15 protein-coding genes, 1 tRNA gene, 1 pseudogene and 1 riboswitch are annotated in these 16,717 nt (G+C 63.0%); of the genes and pseudogenes, 11 read left to right on the forward strand and 6 right to left on the reverse strand.

Going from position 1 to position 16,717, the window contains the following annotated elements; genetic code table 11:
- The first annotated feature begins 181 nt into the window (after nucleotides 1-181).
- Nucleotides 182-628, forward strand: a complete 447-nt coding sequence (locus HMPREF2874_RS02320; protein WP_049334034.1) for a hypothetical protein — start codon at nucleotides 182-184, stop codon at nucleotides 626-628.
- 270 nt (nucleotides 629-898) lie between these two features.
- Entirely contained in the window at nucleotides 899-2,869 is a 1,971-nt protein-coding gene (locus HMPREF2874_RS02325; protein WP_070648810.1) for an NHL domain-containing thioredoxin family protein, read from the forward strand.
- 392 nt (nucleotides 2,870-3,261) lie between these two features.
- Here HMPREF2874_RS02325 and HMPREF2874_RS02330 read toward each other — a convergent pair whose 3' ends face one another.
- Nucleotides 3,262-4,239: a zinc ribbon domain-containing protein gene (locus HMPREF2874_RS02330; RefSeq protein ID WP_070648811.1), complete on the reverse strand. Its 978-nt coding sequence runs from the start codon at nucleotides 4,237-4,239 to the stop codon at nucleotides 3,262-3,264.
- Nucleotides 4,240-4,303: 64 nt separating this feature from the next.
- On the opposite strand from HMPREF2874_RS02330, the gene HMPREF2874_RS02335 reads away from it, so the two are divergent.
- Complete coding sequence (locus tag HMPREF2874_RS02335; RefSeq protein WP_049342882.1) at nucleotides 4,304-5,005, forward strand: hypothetical protein; 702 nt, start codon at nucleotides 4,304-4,306, stop codon at nucleotides 5,003-5,005.
- A 102-nt stretch (nucleotides 5,006-5,107) separates the two neighbouring features.
- On the opposite strand, the gene HMPREF2874_RS02340 is transcribed toward HMPREF2874_RS02335, so the two are convergent.
- Complete coding sequence (locus tag HMPREF2874_RS02340) at nucleotides 5,108-5,773, reverse strand: class I SAM-dependent methyltransferase (protein WP_049342883.1); 666 nt, start codon at nucleotides 5,771-5,773, stop codon at nucleotides 5,108-5,110.
- A 190-nt stretch (nucleotides 5,774-5,963) separates the two neighbouring features.
- On the reverse strand, nucleotides 5,964-7,076 hold the full coding sequence (locus tag HMPREF2874_RS02345; RefSeq protein WP_070648812.1) for a MauE/DoxX family redox-associated membrane protein: 1,113 nt from the start codon (nucleotides 7,074-7,076) through the stop codon (nucleotides 5,964-5,966).
- Between the two features lie 235 nt (nucleotides 7,077-7,311).
- Between HMPREF2874_RS02345 and HMPREF2874_RS02350 the strand changes: the two are divergent.
- The 3 genes and pseudogenes from HMPREF2874_RS02350 to HMPREF2874_RS08975 form a co-directional block, all read left to right on the forward strand.
- Nucleotides 7,312-7,494 (forward strand): annotated as a pseudogene (locus HMPREF2874_RS02350) (transposase); the annotation flags it as partial.
- Between the two features lie 175 nt (nucleotides 7,495-7,669).
- Nucleotides 7,670-8,134 carry a MerR family transcriptional regulator gene (locus tag HMPREF2874_RS02355; protein ID WP_070648814.1) on the forward strand — a complete coding sequence of 155 codons (465 nt, stop codon included), beginning with the start codon at nucleotides 7,670-7,672 and terminating at the stop codon, nucleotides 8,132-8,134.
- Nucleotides 8,131-8,547, forward strand: a complete 417-nt coding sequence (locus HMPREF2874_RS08975; protein WP_049357953.1) for a carboxymuconolactone decarboxylase family protein — start codon at nucleotides 8,131-8,133, stop codon at nucleotides 8,545-8,547. The genes HMPREF2874_RS02355 and HMPREF2874_RS08975 overlap by 4 nt, the downstream gene beginning before the upstream one ends.
- Before the next feature lie 192 nt (nucleotides 8,548-8,739).
- On the opposite strand, the gene HMPREF2874_RS02360 is transcribed toward HMPREF2874_RS08975, so the two are convergent.
- Nucleotides 8,740-8,810 (reverse strand) — tRNA-Gly (locus HMPREF2874_RS02360).
- A gap of 128 nt (nucleotides 8,811-8,938) precedes the next feature.
- On the opposite strand from HMPREF2874_RS02360, the gene dcd reads away from it, so the two are divergent.
- Nucleotides 8,939-9,526 (forward strand): dCTP deaminase, encoded by a 588-nt coding sequence (gene dcd, locus HMPREF2874_RS02365; protein ID WP_070604442.1) that lies wholly within the window; start codon nucleotides 8,939-8,941, stop codon nucleotides 9,524-9,526.
- Nucleotides 9,527-9,663: 137 nt separating this feature from the next.
- Nucleotides 9,664-11,004: a P-loop NTPase family protein gene (locus HMPREF2874_RS02370; RefSeq protein ID WP_070648815.1), complete on the forward strand. Its 1,341-nt coding sequence runs from the start codon at nucleotides 9,664-9,666 to the stop codon at nucleotides 11,002-11,004.
- 122 nt (nucleotides 11,005-11,126) lie between these two features.
- On the opposite strand, the gene HMPREF2874_RS02375 is transcribed toward HMPREF2874_RS02370, so the two are convergent.
- Nucleotides 11,127-12,533 carry an MFS transporter gene (locus HMPREF2874_RS02375; RefSeq protein WP_070648816.1) on the reverse strand — a complete coding sequence of 469 codons (1,407 nt, stop codon included), beginning with the start codon at nucleotides 12,531-12,533 and terminating at the stop codon, nucleotides 11,127-11,129.
- 141 nt (nucleotides 12,534-12,674) lie between these two features.
- Nucleotides 12,675-12,908 (reverse strand): DUF4235 domain-containing protein, encoded by a 234-nt coding sequence (locus HMPREF2874_RS02380; RefSeq protein WP_070648817.1) that lies wholly within the window; start codon nucleotides 12,906-12,908, stop codon nucleotides 12,675-12,677.
- Nucleotides 12,909-13,174: 266 nt separating this feature from the next.
- Nucleotides 13,175-13,275, forward strand: a riboswitch (TPP riboswitch).
- 58 nt (nucleotides 13,276-13,333) lie between these two features.
- Here HMPREF2874_RS02380 and HMPREF2874_RS02385 point away from each other — a divergent pair.
- The 3 genes from HMPREF2874_RS02385 to HMPREF2874_RS02395 all read left to right on the forward strand — a co-directional run bounded on the left by HMPREF2874_RS02385 (nucleotide 13,334) and on the right by HMPREF2874_RS02395 (nucleotide 16,495).
- Nucleotides 13,334-13,948 carry an ECF transporter S component gene (locus HMPREF2874_RS02385; RefSeq protein WP_070648818.1) on the forward strand — a complete coding sequence of 205 codons (615 nt, stop codon included), beginning with the start codon at nucleotides 13,334-13,336 and terminating at the stop codon, nucleotides 13,946-13,948.
- 88 nt (nucleotides 13,949-14,036) lie between these two features.
- On the forward strand, nucleotides 14,037-15,701 hold the full coding sequence (locus HMPREF2874_RS02390) for an ABC transporter ATP-binding protein (RefSeq protein WP_070648819.1): 1,665 nt from the start codon (nucleotides 14,037-14,039) through the stop codon (nucleotides 15,699-15,701).
- Entirely contained in the window at nucleotides 15,698-16,495 is a 798-nt protein-coding gene (locus HMPREF2874_RS02395) for an energy-coupling factor transporter transmembrane component T family protein (protein WP_070648820.1), read from the forward strand. The genes HMPREF2874_RS02390 and HMPREF2874_RS02395 overlap by 4 nt, the downstream gene beginning before the upstream one ends.
- The last annotated feature ends 222 nt before the right edge of the window (nucleotides 16,496-16,717 follow it).

Raw genomic sequence — 16,717 nt, forward strand, 5'->3', positions numbered from 1 at the left:
CCGTGATTCCGCATCGGCAAGCGCCTCCGCTTCACCCTCCGCCTCGTCTTCTGCTTCGCCCTCTGCACGTAGCGAGAGCTCATCTAGCCCCTCATCTAAACCTACTTCGAGCGCTTCTGGCAGGGCAACCGCTAGCAGCGACACAACGCAGGGAGCATCCTCAGCGGTAGGGGCTGACGAGATGCAGTACAAGGCCAGGAAACACTACGAAACGTACTACCAAAAAATTGCCGAGGCTGAGAAGGACCCCGCCGTTGTGAAGGGCGAAAACGCCGATGGTAAGACCTACATCTTAGAAAAAGACAAGCTTGCTATGGTCGTGGGGAAGAACAATGAGTACATCATCTTCCACCAGCATGACGGGAACTGGAGCCGTCTGAGGCCTAACGGTGAGCTAGAACTAACGTACTCCGATGGGGCCTGGGTCAGGGTAATGCCGGACGGTGAACGTATCGCAGTCAAGGCGAGCGGTAACACCAACATTGCCTACCATCAGGGCGATGTATCCGAGGACATCATTACCTCGCTGAAAACCCCCGAAGTCCCCGCCCAAGTGGAAGGTTTCGCGAGCGTCCCCCAAAAACCTGTAAAGCCGAAGAAGCTTGGCACGGTTGTGGGCACGAAGTAAAAAGCCTCGAGCGTCTCGGTCCGTGCGCATCCGTTTTGGATGTGCACGGACCGATTTATATCTGCCGGCGTCCTTTCAGGTCGGGGAAGGGGGGGGACCCGGTAGCTCCCGATAGCTCTTACCAGGGTGGAATGTGACGGAATATGACGGGTCGTTAAGCCCCCAAGTCACAAAGCTCAACTCCCGGCGAACCACCCCAACCACGCTGGCATAATGGGGACAGCAAACCATCGCGCCCACACACGGCGCACCCAACAGGAGAGAGAACCCATGAGCGAGAACACCAACCGCACCGTACGCGTGCGTGCCAGCGAACTCGAAGGCCGAGCCTGGCTCAACACCGGCGACAAGAACCTCACCCTACAGGATCTGCGCGGCAAAATCGTTATTCTCGACTTCTGGACCCTCTGCTGCATCAACTGCCTGCACGTGCTCGACGAGCTGCGCCCCCTCGAAGAAGAATTCTCCGACGTGCTCGTCACCGTCGGCGTGCACAGCCCCAAGTTCGAGCACGAAGCCGACCCCGTAGCGCTCGCCGCGGCCGTCGACCGCTACCACATCACCCACCCCGTACTCGACGACCCCGAACTGACCACCTGGCAGGCATACACCGCCCGCGCATGGCCCACCCTCGTCGTCGTCGACCCCGAAGGCTACATCGTCGCCCACCTCTCCGGCGAAGGCCACGTGCAGGGCCTCACTTCCCTCGTACGCGAACTCGTCGCCGAACACGAAGCGAAGGGTACCCTGCACCGCGGCGACGGCCCCTACGTGCCCCGCCCCAAGGCAGCCGGCACCTACGCCTTCCCCGGCAAAGCCATCGAACTGCCCGCCGAATTCGGCCCCGCAAACCTCTTCGGCAACCGCGAGCGCACCTACCTCGTCGCCGACAGCGCGCGCCACCGCATCCTGCAGGTAGCCGCCGACCTCAACACCGTCATCAACACCTACGGCGGCGGCGACGACCCCGTGAACCACCCCGTCAAGGGCCACGTCGACGGCACCGGCACCGAAGCACGCTTCAACGAACCCGCCGGTCTCGCCCTCGTACCCGAGAACCTGCGCGAGCAGCTCGGCTACGACGTGCTCGTCGCCGACACCGTCAACCACCGCCTGCGCGCCCTCAACCTGCGCACCGGCGAAGTACGCACCCTCGCAGGCAACGGCGTGCAGCGCGTCATCGACGGTGACAACGCCGTCACCGGCGACCCCAACCACATCCCCTCCGGTGTGCCCGCCACCGAGATTGCGCTCTCCTCTCCCTGGGATGCGGTCTACTCCCGCGAAGCCGGCCAGTTCATCATCGCCATGGCAGGTACCCACCAGCTCTTCGGCTACGAACCCGTCACCGGCGCCCTCAGCATCTTCGCCGGTTCCGGCGTGGAGGGTCTCGCCGACGGCCCCGCCACCGAAGCCTGGTTCGCCCAGCCCTCCGGCATTATCGAAGCACGCGACGGCAGCCTCTGGGTCGCATGCTCCGAAACCAGCGGCCTGCGCCACGTCACCTTCACCGAGGACGGCGTACAGGTCACCTCCGCAGTCGGCAAGGGCCTGTTCGACTTCGGCTTCGTCGACGGCGACTCCGACACCGCCCGCATGCAGCACCCCCTCGGCCTGACCGAACTGCCCGACGGCTCCATCGCCGTCGCCGACACCTACAACGGCGCTATCCGCCGCTGGGACCCGGTCACCGGCACGCTCGGCACCCTCGAACGCGGCCTCGACGAACCCTCCGACCTGCTCGTCGAAGAGGTACCCGGCGAGGACCCGCGCCTCATCATCGTGGAAACCAACGCGCACCAGCTCGTGCGCGCCTCCATTCCCGCGAAGGCACAGCACGTTGACGAAGGCGCTATCACCACCGCGCGCCCCTCCACCAAGCTCACCGGCGGCACCCTCGAATTCGTCTCACGATTCACTGTGCCCACCGGCCAGAAGCTCGACACCCGCTGGGGCGACCCCACCCAGCTGAAGATCTCCTCCACCCCCGAGAACTTCATCCTGGAAGGCGCCGGCACCTCCACCGGACTGACCCGCACCCTCGTGCTCAACCCCGAGATTACCGAGGCAGTCCTGCACATCACCGCCCGCGCCGCCGCCTGCGACGGCACCCCCGATGGTGACATCCCCGAGCACGCAGCGTGCCACCTCTACCAGCAGGACTGGGGTATTCCCGTCGTCGTGACCGGTGACGAGGCAGACGAAAGCGAACTCGTCCTGGACCTGCGCGGTATCAACTAGGGATCTATAAAAGAATCAAGGGTCAGTATTATCCTCGCTCCTACAGGGGCACCCGTCCTCGCTTCGCTCGGGCACCCTGATGTCGCTACGGATAATACTGACCCTATTTCTGTTGTGCCGACCTGATACCGCTACGGATAGTGCCGGTTCCCTTCGTACTTTTAGGATTGTGGGACGCGAAAGGGCCGGGCCATCCTCGCTCCTACAGGGGCACCCGTCCTCGCTTCGCTCGGGCACCCTGATGTCGCTACGGATAACACCGGCCCTTTCTCAACCCTTATAAACTACGAGCCAGTATGCTCTTCGCTCCTACAGGGGAACCCGTCCTCGCTTCGCTCGGACACCCTGATGTCGCGTTCAGAGCATACTGGCTCTCGCGCAGCTCAGCGGTTTTAGAAGGTGACGTGCACCGCCTTCGCGTCCGCCTCCACCGAGGCCTTCAGTGTAAACGGAATCTCCTTCTGTACCCGCGAGCGCGCACCCGTGTACAGATCCAGCTGCGTAAACGACACCTTCACCGTGCCCTTCATCGGCTGCACCGACCACACACCCGAGGCATTCACGCTCACCTGCGGATCCGCGACCTTCTCAACGGTCCACTGAACCGTCGAATCCACGCGGCCGCCGAAGCTGTACTCAAACGGGCAACCCGTCGGGTACAGTGCGTTCTGGGCCGCGCACTTCTGCAGATGGTCGTTAATCTGCTCCTTAACCGAAGCCAACGCGTTATCGCTCGGCTTCAAATCGACGCGCGCCACGTGCTCACCCTGATTATTCGTGACCGTCTCCGTCACCTTCTGAGCCGTGTACACCGTCGAATCGTACGAGACAGCGTACGTACCCGGGTAGAACACCGGGAACGTCGCCTCGCCCTCGTCCACCGCGACCTTACGGTTATTAATCGTCGCGGCCTCCACGCCCTGAATATTCACCTTCACCGTAGGCAGGGTATCGCCATCGATAGCCCACTTGTCGAAAAAGCCCCAGTGCGTACCCGAGTGATGCAGATGGAAATCCGTGTGCTGCGGCTGCCCGTCCAGAGTGTAGGACGCGCGCACCGTCGCCTGTCGGCCGTCCTCGCTCGTCTCAACAACCTCGTAATCCACCCGCGACATCGAGGCGACCGAACGCTTCAGCGCCTCGCCGTCCAGCAGTGCCGCATCCCCGGCAGGAATCTGGGCGTTCAGCAGGCCGCGCGCATGCGAACCGTTCCCCACGCGCAGGGCATGGAAATACTCCCGCACCTGGCCGGTCGGGCCGTACACCAGCTTATTCGTCATAATCAGTGCTGCCGCCGCAATCGAGGCCGCCACCACAACACCGATCATCCACAGGGCCAGAACCCGTTCCACAGGAGAAAAATTACGCATAGAACCAGGGTAACGCAGGTAGTCCGGCTAGGATTCACGACGACCACACACTAAAGTGGAGTGTATGGCAGAACGCGCTCACGAAGTACCCGCCAAATACGGCGAAGTCCACGAACTATTCCACCCCCGCATGCGCTCCTACGGCAGGCGCATCGAGGCGTCCATCCCCGGCACCATCGTGCTTGTCGCCGCGCTCGCCTTCATCTTCTACAAACGACCCGCGCTGCCGTACACCATTCTTGTGCTGCTCATCGGCACTATCGCCGGCATCAACCTCTACTCGGTGCTCAAGCCGACCATTATCGTCATCACCAAGACCCACGTGCTACGTGCCCGCACCTTCGGGTGGTTCGCCGTACCCCGCGCCGACATCAGCCACACCATCTTCGCGGAGAAGCTCTACCCTAAGAAGGCCTACGGCCAAAACCTCAAAACCATGGCCGGACGCATCCGCTACCGCAGCTTCCCCGCCATGTGGGCCGTCGACAAGGACGGCAAGCAGCTCATGCGTCTCGACGGGCGAGTCTGGGACGGCAAAACCATGCGTGAGGTTTCGTCGAAGCTCTCGGCCAAAACCACCATCTACAAGCAGATCAACGTCATCAGCATGGACAAGGAACACAAGGGCCTCATCACCTTCAACGAGCTACACCCCGGCTGGCGGTCCAGCCTGCTGACCATCCTCGCGGTCATCGTCGTGGTCATCCTCTTCGCGGCCTCCTTCCTGCCCGAAGAGATCGCCCGCAACATCTACATGATCCACTAGGCGGATGCGCCCCTCGGCAGACGCGTAAAGGCCCGGCACCCACCCCGCAATGGGGGAGGCACCGGGCCTTTTGCGAGCCTTGCCTAGCTCTTAAAGCTGAGCCTAGTTCTCGGGGCGGGAGAGCACCGCCACCAGGAACTCTGAGGAGCCCTCCTGATAGGGGTGCAACTGCCACGAGGAGTAGGTGTTATCGACGTTCAGGCCGACCTCGCGGGCATCGGCCAGGAACTGCTCGAACGCGTAATCGCGGCCCGGACCGGAGCCGTAACCCACCACCGCACGGCCGCCCGGTGCCAACACGCGGCGGAAGTTCTCCACCACCGGCTTACGGGTCGAACGGGCGAGGAAACCCATCACGTTACCGGCACACACCAGAAGCTCGAAACCGTTCTCCGCGGTGGCGTCACCCTCGATGCCCAGCACCTCCGGCAGATCCACCAGGTCGGCGGTAATCCAGGTGGCATCCGGGCAGACGCGGCGTGCCTCTTCGATGAGCTCGGGATCAATGTCAACGCCGGTCACGCGGTGGCCCAGGGCGTGCAGCTGCTTGCCCACACGGCCCGGACCCGAGCCCGCGTCCAGAATCTTCGCGCCGCGCGACGCCAGGGCGTTCACCATGCGGGACTCACCGGCCATATCGTTGCCCTCGGCCTCCATGGCCTTGAAGCGGTCGATGTACCACTGCGAGTGATTCGGGTTGGTCTCCTTCTTGACGAGCCACAGGGACTTCTCGCGCTCGCCCGGCGCGTTGAAACTCAGCATTGCCATAAATACTCCTTTGACAGGGTTGAGGATGCGCCAACCGCCACCAGGCAAGGTGACCGCGGCATATAAGCGGTGTGTGCGCTACGTACTAGCATAGCCCCACCCGGCACCTGCCGGTAAGGGCAGTAAGAGCCGGACGGGGCTATCGGAAGCGCTACAGAGGCGCTACAGGGGCTGGACGATAGGAGCGTGTTTAGAGGTGGTCGCCCTCAACATTCGACGGACCCGCTGCAAACGCCTTACGCATCTGCTCCTGGCGCTCCTCCTCAGCCAGACGAGCAGCCTCGGCGAACTGTTCCTCGATATCGCCCATCAGCGCCTCGACCTCCTCGAGACCAACCGCCGGGCCTCCGGCCATCAGGCCGTCAGAGCCCAGCACGACGGCCAGCGGCACGCCGTAACCGAAGTTCGCCGCGCTCGCCGACTCACGGTCAATCAGCGGGGTCAGGCCCTCGGGAAAACTACCGTTATTGCGCGACTTATTCAGCGACTCCAGGGAGGAGTACACCGGGTGCAGGGCCACCTGCGGCAGACGCTCCTGCCACTGCGGCATAGTCTTCAGGAACTTGACGCAACCACCGCAGGTCGCCGAGACGAACACAAGCACGCGCGCTTGAGTCTTCGCAATCTCGCGCATGGTCGTGCGGCGGCCATCCTCAAGATAGAGGGCGCCCAGCGGGATGGGCATGCGCACGTACAGCTCCTCGCCGTTCTCGTCGTACACCGGCTCGGGCAGGATAACCTGCGGACGCTCATCCGCCGCACCCAGGGCGTCGCCGCGGCGTACCGCTTCCAGGGTTGCCGCGATGAGGGCGGCCCCGCCCGCCCAGAGCCAGCCGGAGGCATCCAGTGAGAACAGCGTGAAGAGCACACCTGCGCCGCCGGCCAGGGCCGCCGCATGGGTACCCGCCGCAGCTACCAGCAGCGACAGATTGCGGAAAAGTGTGTAGCGACTGACCGGGGCCGTCGACTCAGAACCGAAACAATTGCAGCCCGCAGTGCGTCCCGTCGCCAGGGCGCGGGCAATCACCACCGTGTAGAAAATCATCAGGACCAGAGCCAGGCCCGAGGCGATCACGGCGGGCAGCCGCACGGGCGACAGCAACAGGACGGCGGCTAGGGCAATCTCGAACCACGGCAGGATAAGCGACACGGCACGGGCCGGCGCAATCTTCTGCAGGCCGAGGTTTTCGATGCCGGTGACGGTGCTCTGCGGGTCCTTCGCCTTCGCAATACCACTGATGAGTAGGGTGAGAGCGATGAGGGCCGTGCACAGAACCAGGGGCACGGTGGGGAAAGTGAGCATGGGAATCCTTGAGTGAGGTGATTGGGGAAAACCGTTACAGAAGATTTTACGCCCTGCACATGGGGAATTGTCTCTACGAGTTAAGCTCTATGAGTTAAGCGGAAAGCGGCATACGCCCTCGTTCCTGCAGGGGACCCGCCCTCGCTACGCTTCGGGCACCCTGATGTCACTACGGGCGATACCGCTTTCCTTTACGGTTAGGCGCGCTACGCACTTCCTTCGCTCCTATGGGGGGACGGACCAGGTCTTCTTCCCCAACCGCCAGGCCATCATCCGCCTGGTCGGAGCCGTCCTAGCCGAACAAAACGACGAATGGGCCGAAGGCCGACGCTACCTCAGCCTCGACATCCTCACCAAATCACGACTCACACCCCAACCCACCCAACAGGAGGAACCCCCACTCCAACTCAGCGCATAACCCACTCCGAAGGACACAAAACGATTACACCACTCCACAGGACTTGACCAACCGCTACCGTACCGTTCCTGAACGGCTACCTTGCCAACATCAGCCACACCTATCCCAGGTCATAGAACGTGAAGCACCATAGCAGTTTGCCTTCGAGCGCACTCAAAGGTTTAGTGTAATTGACATGTTGGAAGAACGGTTAGAGCAAGCCCTTAGGCTCGCGATCGATCCACCCGGAGGGCTAAATACTGCGGCATTGCGCGACCTGATCAGAGATGACGAGAACACTCAGTGGGATATCGCTACCACTGCCGAGTATTTGGGAATCAGCGCACATGCGCTGCGCTATTACGAACGCGCAGGGCTGGTGAAAGTAGGGCGCGACGCATCCGGCTATCGGCTTTACGATGCTGCGGCTGTACGGCGTTTGGTTTTTATTACCCGAATGAGGGTCTCTGGAATGTCGATTACCCAACTCCAGCATTACATCTCCTTGGTTGAACAAGGTGCAGAAACAGTTCAGGAGCGTCTTGATTTGATGCTGGAGCATCGCGACATCCTTCGGCAACGAATAGAGGATCTTCAGTTATCGCTGGTAGCTACCGAATTCAAGATAGCAATGTATCAGAAAGGTTCCCGTCCACAATGAGTGATCAGTACGATATTGATTCCGTCGATAATCAGCGACGTCGTGATCTTGGATTGCAGGTTCTCTCCCGTATCGATGGAGACGCTGGTCAGAGTGTTATCGAATCACTTTCCACGTCAAACCCTGCTTTAGGACACCACATCGCCGCATTTGCTTTCGGGGATATTTACGATAGGCCCGGTCTGGATGCACGCAGTCGCCAGCTAGTAACCATTGGCGTATTGACTGCATTAGGCGGATGCGAACCTCAACTTAAAGTTCATGTTGGAGCGGCACTCAATGTCGGGATTTCCGAAGAGGAAATTCAGGAAGCTATCCTGCACGCCTCAGTGTACTGCGGCTTTCCACGAGCACTGAACGCTACTTTCGCAGCACAGGAAGCAATAGACTCACGGCGGAACTACGACAGGTAAGTTGATAACGCCACTCCGGACACTTCTCGGCAGGGCCGGAAACCTTTGTATCCAGAGTGACGTTCTATTGGAGCGGCTGACGGGCTGGAAGGCGGAAATCCCGAGCGCGCGAGGGAATGTATTTCCGCCTGGAAGCGATTCCCGTCGTGGTTTAAGAAGAACCCCTCACCGTTCAGTGAGAGGTTCTGGAAGAGCGGCTGACGGGAATCGAACCCGCGTATCAGGCTTGGGAAGCGTGCGCTCTACCATTGAGCTACAGCCGCATCCCCTCCAGTCTAGCGTGTACCGTGCCGGTTCGTGAAATGTTTCACCCCGCCCAATGTGACGCACCACCCGGGTCGTGCCGGGCTCGAGCCTGCGGTCTGCGGGCTCTGCCAGGTATCCTTTAAACGTGCTTATTTCAGATCGCGATATTCGTCAAGAGATTGCTGATGGACGCATCGTTCTTGATCCGTTCGATGAGTCGATGATTCAGCCTGCAAGTGTGGACGTGAGGATTGATCGTTTCTTCCGTCTGTTCGATAACCACAAGTACCCGCATATCGACCCCGCGCAGCCGCAGGAGGACCTGACGCGTCTAGTGGAGGTGGCTCCCGACGAGCCGTTTATTCTGCATCCGGGTGAGTTCGTGCTGGGCTCGACGTATGAGAAGGTGACCCTGCCCGATGACGTGGCCGCCCGCCTGGAGGGTAAGTCCTCGCTGGGTCGTCTGGGCCTGCTGACCCACTCGACGGCCGGTTTTATCGACCCCGGTTTTTCGGGCCACGTGACGCTGGAACTGTCGAATATGGCCACCCTGCCGATTATGCTGTGGCCGGGTTCGAAGGTGGGTCAGCTGTGCTTCTTCCGTCTGAGCAGCCCGACCGAGCATCCGTACGGTTCGGGTGCGTACGGTAACCGTTACCAGGGTCAGCGTGGCCCGACTGCTTCGCGTAGTTATTTGAATTTTCATCAGACGATGATTCCGACGGAGTCGTAGTCTATTCCCGTTTGGGGTTGGGGCGCGGGTGGCCTGCTTGGCTGGGTCGCCCGCGCCTCCTCATATGGGCGTACGCCCGGCGTCTCGTGCGTTCACTCACGTGCGGGGCTATTCTCTCACTCATTTGAAGGATTGTTATGAATCTGCTTCCTGTTGTTCTGCGCCTGGCGGGCGCGGAGGTTTCCGTCTACCTGATTGACCAGTCTGAGGCTTTTATCGAGGGTTTTAAGCGTGCCTGGGAGCCGCTGAACCCCGAATTTTTTGAGACCCCGGACGAGGCGTATGAGGCGGTTTCGAACCACGACCAGGTGCTACTGGTGCACCCCGTATCTGACACCCCGATTCTGGACATAGCCCAGCCCCTGATGGGCCCGTTCATGAAGGTTGGCACGCTGCGCGTGGATAGCGTGGAGCAGGGCCTGCAGGACCTGACGAGCCGCATCACCGTTGCGATGATCGAGCAGCTGGTGGGTAGCGGCGTGATGCTTCATTCGGCGGTTATCGGTGACCCCGAGTCGAAGCGAGCCCTGGCCCTGGTGGGCGTTTCGGGTAGCGGCAAGACCACGGCCTCGCGTTTCTTGGGCTCGAAGCTGGCGTACCTGACGGACGAGACCGCCGTCATCTCGGATGAAGGTTTCGTGACCCCCTACCCGAAGCCGTTGTCGGTGATTGTCGACCCGAACGCACCGAAGGAACAGCAGAACCCGGTCGAGGCCGGCCTGAACGTGGTCGACCCCGAGGACCGCGGCTACAAGCTGACCCGCATCGTGCTGATTTCGCGTGACGAGCAGGCCAAGGAGCCGCACCTGGAACGCGTGCCGCTGCACGAGGCGCTGGTGTTCCTGAGCGAGCAGAGCTCGGGTCTGGCGAAGCACCCCGAGGGCGTCGTGTCGCTGGCCAAGCTGGTGGAGCGTTGCGGCGGCGTGTGGCGCCTGGTGTACTCGGAGGTTGAGGACACCCTGCCGCTGGTGCGCGAACTGCTGGCCGGCGGCGAGCTGCCGGGCGCATCCGAGGTGGAGCCGCTGCTGACCTACACGAACCCGGAGCGTCTGCCGGGCGTGTACCTGAACGGTACGATTGTGATTGACCGCGCGCCGGGAACCTCTGCGGTGCGCGTGGGCGAGGACGGCCCGTTCCTGCTGCTGCAGGACACCGCGTTGAACGAGCTGTCTGAATTTGCGGCTGAGTGCTGGCTGCAGGCTGAGGGCGACATTTCGTACGATGACCTGTTTGCGCGTCTGGCTGAGATCTTTGAGGGTCTGCCTGCGGAGGCGTACGACGAGAACGTCAGCGCCCTGGCGCAGGGAGCGATGCTGTGGGTCCGCGTGATTGACGATCCGCTGATTGACGACGCGACCTGGGCTCAGATAACCGGCAGCGAAGAGGTCCTGGACGAGGCGGAGGAAAACCGCGAGGTGACCTCGGAAGGCTCCACCGAGACGGCCGCCGAGGCAGACGACGATGTGGTGACCGAGTAGCTCGATGAGCGTACCCTAGCGCCGATGGCGCATAGCGAAGGGGCGGGCAGATTAACTCTGCCCGCCCCTTCGCTATACCCGCTGAGGGACCGCGGGGATCCCCGGGTAGGTCCCGCCCGCGGCTAAGACTTCACCTTCTCGCGGCGGCTTGCCCGCACCCGCAAGGGGCCGGGTGCATCCACAGGAAGCAGCATCAGCAGACCCGCAACCACAACCACGAGGATGCCGACAACACCCCAAATCTGGGCGCCCAGGATGCTCACGAACAGGCCAAAAAGCATCGGCGCCAGGAAGCTCGTGGCGCGGCCGGTCGTCGAGTACAGTCCGAACAGCTCACCCTCGGTGCCGGGCTCGGCCAGGCGAGCCAGGAACGTGCGGGAGGCCGACTGCGCCGGACCCACAAACAGGCACAGCAGCAGGGCGCATACCCAGAACACGCCCGGTTCGGGGAAGAACATCAGCGGGGTAGCCGCCAAGATAATGCCGACCAGCGAGATAACAATAATTGCCTTCGGGCCCAGGTAGTCATCCAGGTAGCCGCCCAGGATCGCGCCAGCCGCCGCGACAGCGCTACCGGCAATACCGAACAGGATCACCTCGGAAGTGCTGAAACCGAACGTGCCCGCCGCAAGAATACCGCCGAACGTAAAAATACCGGACAGACCATCACGGAACACCGCCGAAGCAATCAGGAACCACAGGGTCTGCGGGGACGTCATCTTCAGCCGCTTAATGGTGCGCCACAGCGCCTTGTAGGAGGCGAGCAGGCTACCCTGACGAGCCGGGGAGAGACGCTCCATGCCCAGCTCCAGGAAACGCAGCTCGCGGGTGGGCAGCACCTCCGGCAGGAAGCGCTCGCGGGTGCGCATCCGAATCAGCAGCGGCACGCAGAAGATGAGGCACCAGGCCGCGGCGAACAGGGTCACCGCGCGGATGTTGAGGGCCCCCTCCTCGCTCAAGCCCAGGGACGAGGGGGACAGCACGAAGCCCCACAGCACCACGGCCAGGGCGAGGATGCCGCCAATGTAACCGGCAGCCCAGCCGGTGCCCGAAATCTTGCCGATATTATTCGGGTTCGAAACGCGCGGCAGCACCGCGTTGTAGTTCACGTACGCGAACTCGCTGAACACGCTCGCGGCAGACACCAGGAACACACCCAACCACAGGTAGCCCGGGTCGGGGGCGACGAAGAAGCACGCCGCCATAAACGCCACGAGCAGGACCGTGTTCACACCCAGCCAGAAGATGCCGCGGCCCGACCTGTCGTTGCGTTGGCCCGTGACCGGGGCGAGAAAAGCGATGAGGAAACCCGCAACCGTCAGACCCAGCGACAGCGCCGAAGAGGTCTGCTCGGGCGTGCCGAAGTAACCGCTGGTCAGGTAGACCGTGAAGATGAAGGTCATCATAATCGAGTCGAAACTCGACGAACCGACATCCCACAGGACCCACGCGGTCACCGAACGGCGACTCGTAGCGTGGTCCACGGCGGGACGGGCAGGCTTCTGCTGGCGGGAGGAACGAATCATCATGAGGGGGCTTTCAAATGGCCGAGCGGCGTCGCATCGGCCGGTGCTGCGGGAGGCTGGTACGCGTTAGAAAAGCGCGGGCGGTACGCACCGCGAGGGTACGCACCGCCCCGCATCACTGAACGAAGCGTTCAGGGATGGTCTTTACTTGAAGAAACGACGCTGCGCGCGGGCGATGCCGAAGCTGACAACGGCACCCACGACGGAGGTCAGGACGGTCCAGAGGATGACCTGGCGCAGGGTATCCTCAGAGTCGGCGGAAATGGCGGGCGGCTGGTTGCCGGTTGCCTTGGTCCAGGCTGCGCCCAGGCCCTTACCAACCAGGGCAGCAGCGCCCATGTTGATACCCGCAATAGCAAGCTTAGCGACGGGGTTCATGTGTATCTCCTTAGCTGTATACGATGCGGCGTCCTGCCCGTGAACCCCTTCGGGGTTGGGTGAGAAAAGAGCGCCACTCCCTAGCGTATAGGGTTTAAGGCGTTCGTGCCGCCTTGGAGCCTCTCCGTCCCAAAATTGTACACCGTGCAATTCTGTAATGTGGGCAGAAGAACGAAACAAAAAGCGGCAAATTGGCACGAACATCCAGACAAGCCTACAATCGAACCTGGGTTCCCACCCGCACCACAACGGTACGGACAAGGAACCCCAAACGACAGGGGAGCGCCACCGCGGCGCTGAGAGTGCACAGCAGACCCTCGAACCTGATCCGGTTAGTACCGGTGTAGGGAGTCGAATCTTCTCGGTGCCCTCGCCCATGCAGAGGGCGAGGACATTCCCCTTCCAACGACGGAAGGAAAAACCACATGTCACACACCACCGCGCCCAAGCGTCCGGCCCCCCGCGGCAGCCTGAGCTGGCGAGTCAACGAAATCGTTATCGCCGCAGTCATCGCCGTAGCCTGCGCTATCATCTTCTGGATCTGGGATATCGCCGTGAGCCCCGCCGCCAAGACCGCGCTCGTCGCGGCCCCCGAACTGCGCCCGCTCATCGCCGGGGCCTGGCTGCTCGGTGGTACCCTCGGCGGCCTGCTCATCCGCAAGCCCGGCGCTGCCCTCTTCTGCGAGCTCGTTGCGGCGCTCATCTCGGTGCTGTTCACCGGCGGTGCGTGGAGCGGCGAGATTCTAATCTCCGGTATTATCCAGGGCATCGGCGCTGAAATCGTCTTCGCCGCCTTCGGCTACCGTCGCTGGAACGCCGCCATCGCCGTTCTGGCCGGTGCTCTCAGCGGCCTGTTCATGGGCGGTAGCGAAATCCTGATTTACTACCCCGACATGGAGCCCGTCAAGGCCATCACCTACGTGGTCTGCTCGGTTGTCTCCGGCGCAGTCATCGCGGGCTTCCTGGCATGGATCCTCGTGCAGAACCTCGCCAAGACCGGCGTGCTCTCCTCGCTGGCTTCCGGCAACACCCGCCGCTAATCGCCAGCCACTAGCCACCAGCTAATCACTCACCACGAGTCACCACTCGGCACACTACAGCAGCCGCACACTAGGCTAAGAAAGCATTATGGAAGCAACACCGCGCGGGGCGCGCATCGAGCTCAACAACTTCAGCTGGCACCACCCCGGCCGCCCAGAACCGGTCATCAACGGGCTCAACCTCACCATCAACCCCGGTGAAAAAGTCCTGCTGCTGGGCACCTCCGGCGCCGGCAAGTCGACGCTCCTGCACGCCATCGCCGGTGTGCTCCACGATGACGACGGCCTCTCCGCAGGCGGGACCATCACCCTCAACGGCCAAGACCCCGTAGAAGCGCGCGGCACCGCCGGCATGATGCAGCAGGACCCCGAATCCTCCATCGTCATGGCAACCATCGGGAACGACACCGCCTTCGGCCCCGAAAACCTGCGCGTACCCCGCGAGGAAATCTGGGGACGCGTCACCGAGGCGCTCACCGCGGTCGGGCTCAGCCACCTGCCCCTCGACCACCCCAGCAGCGCCCTGTCCGGCGGACAGAAGCAGCGCCTCGGCCTGGCGGGCATCCTCGCGATGCACCCCGGCGCCATGATTCTCGACGAGCCCACCGCCAACCTCGACCCCGCCGGCGTGCGGGAGGTGCGCGACAGCATCCTCGCCGCCGCGGAGGCGACCGGCGCGACCCTGCTCGTCGTGGAACACCGCGTGAGCATCTGGGCGCCGTACATGGACCGCATTATCGTGCTCGGCGCGGGCGGAACCATCACCCACGACGGCGCGCCCGGAACCGTGCTCGCCGAAGCCCGTCGGGACCTCATCGACGCCGGCGTGTGGGTGCCCGACTACGTGCCGCGTGCACCGCAGCCTGCACCCGAGGAAACTGCGGGCGGCGATACTGCAACCGGCGAAGCGGCGGGCGGCGATACTGCAACCGGCGAGGCGCTTCTCCGCGCCGAAAACCTCAGCATTACCCGCGCGCAACCCACCCCCAAGCAGCGACGCGCACGCCGCCGCACCATCAAACGCCTCGGCGACACCCCCGCACCCGTACCCGTCGACCTGCCCGTGCTGCGAGGCGGCATCAACCTCACCCTGCGCGCCGGCGAACACCTCAGCGTGCTTGGCCCCAACGGCGCCGGCAAATCAACCCTCGCGCTCACCCTCGCGGGTCTGCTCACCGCCCCCGACGGCACCCTCGCCGCCACCGACACGCTCCGCGACCACGGCGCCGGCCGGAACAGCGGCCAGAATAGCCAGCGCGCCCACTGGGACGTGCCCACCTGGACCCCCGCCCAAATGCTCAGCCGCATCGGCTACGTCTTCCAAGAACCCGAATACCAATTCATCCGCGGAACCGTACGCGAAGAGCTCGAGCTCGGCCCCCGCCGACTCGCCGCGCTCAATCGCGTTCCCCTCGACGAAGACGAGCTCGCCGCACGCACCGACGACCTGGCGGCCCGCCTGCGCCTCAGCCACCTGCTCGACGCCAACCCCTTCACCCTCTCCGGCGGCGAAAAACGACGACTCTCGGTCGCCTCCGCGCTCGCCACCGCACCGAGAATACTCATTCTCGATGAGCCCACCTTCGGGCAGGACGCCCGCACCTGGGCCGAACTCGTCGACCTCATCCGCGAACTCCTTGCCGATGGGACCGCAGTCATCTCCATCACCCACGACGAAGACTACACCGCCGCACTCGGCGGCAAATCCATCACCCTACCTGCCCTCACCATCCCCGGAAAGGAGAACGCATGAATACCGACTTCTTCGGCACCATCGACCGAACCAGCTACTTCAGTAGCCTCAACGCCGGCGTCAAGCTCGTCGTCTCCTTCGCCCTCATCATCGCCGCGCTCATCGTGCGCGACCCGATGACCTCCGGAATCCTCTTCGCCCTCGAACTGCTCGGATTCATCCTCGTCGGGTTCCGGCCCGTCAACGTCCTCGCCCGCTTCTGGCCCATCCTCATCGCCGTGATCACCACCGGCTGGTCCGTCGCCATGCTCAGCGCCAAAACTGGCGACGTGATCCTCAACCTCGGCTTCAACACCATCACCACCGGCTCCGCAGCCGTCGGTGCAGCCATGATGATCCGTTCCCTCGCCATGGTCCTGCCCACCCTCGCGTTCGTGCTCACCACCGACCCGACCGACCTCGGCGACTCCCTCGCGCAGACCTTCAAACTGCCGGCACGATTCGTGCTCGCCACCATCGCCGCGCTGCGCCTGGTCGGCATCCTCTTCGCCGAGTGGAACGCCCTCGGCCAGGCACGACGCGCCCGCGGACTCGGCGCGGGCCAATCCCTCCTCGGACGCGCCCAAACCTTCGGCGGACAAAGCTTCGCCCTGCTCGTGCAGGCCATCCGCCGTGGCTCCCGCCTGGCCATCACCATGGAGGCGCGCGGCTTCGGTGCAGGCGAACGCACCTGGGCGCGCGTGCCCTCGTATTCGCGCCGTGACGTGCACGTGAGTATTGCCGCCGCCGTCATCATTGCGGTTGCTTACGGTGCATCTATTGCGGCGGGTACGATTCAGTTCCTCTGGGGCTAATTTGCTCTGCTTTGGACGTGGGCAGGGAGGCGCCCGTACTCTTCCTTCGCTCCTACAGGGGCACCCGTCCTCGCTTCGCTTCGGGCACCCTGATGTCACTTCAGGAAGGTACACGCACCTCCAACCCTCCTCAACAGATGACATAGAGGGAGACGGTATTCGCCATCGCTCCTACAGGGAAGCGGGGTGCCGCATATTTCCTCCGCGCCTACGCAGGGGCAC

It is taken from the genome of Rothia sp. HMSC068F09 (assembly GCF_001812775.1).
GTDB classification, from domain to species: domain Bacteria; phylum Actinomycetota; class Actinomycetes; order Actinomycetales; family Micrococcaceae; genus Rothia; species Rothia mucilaginosa_A.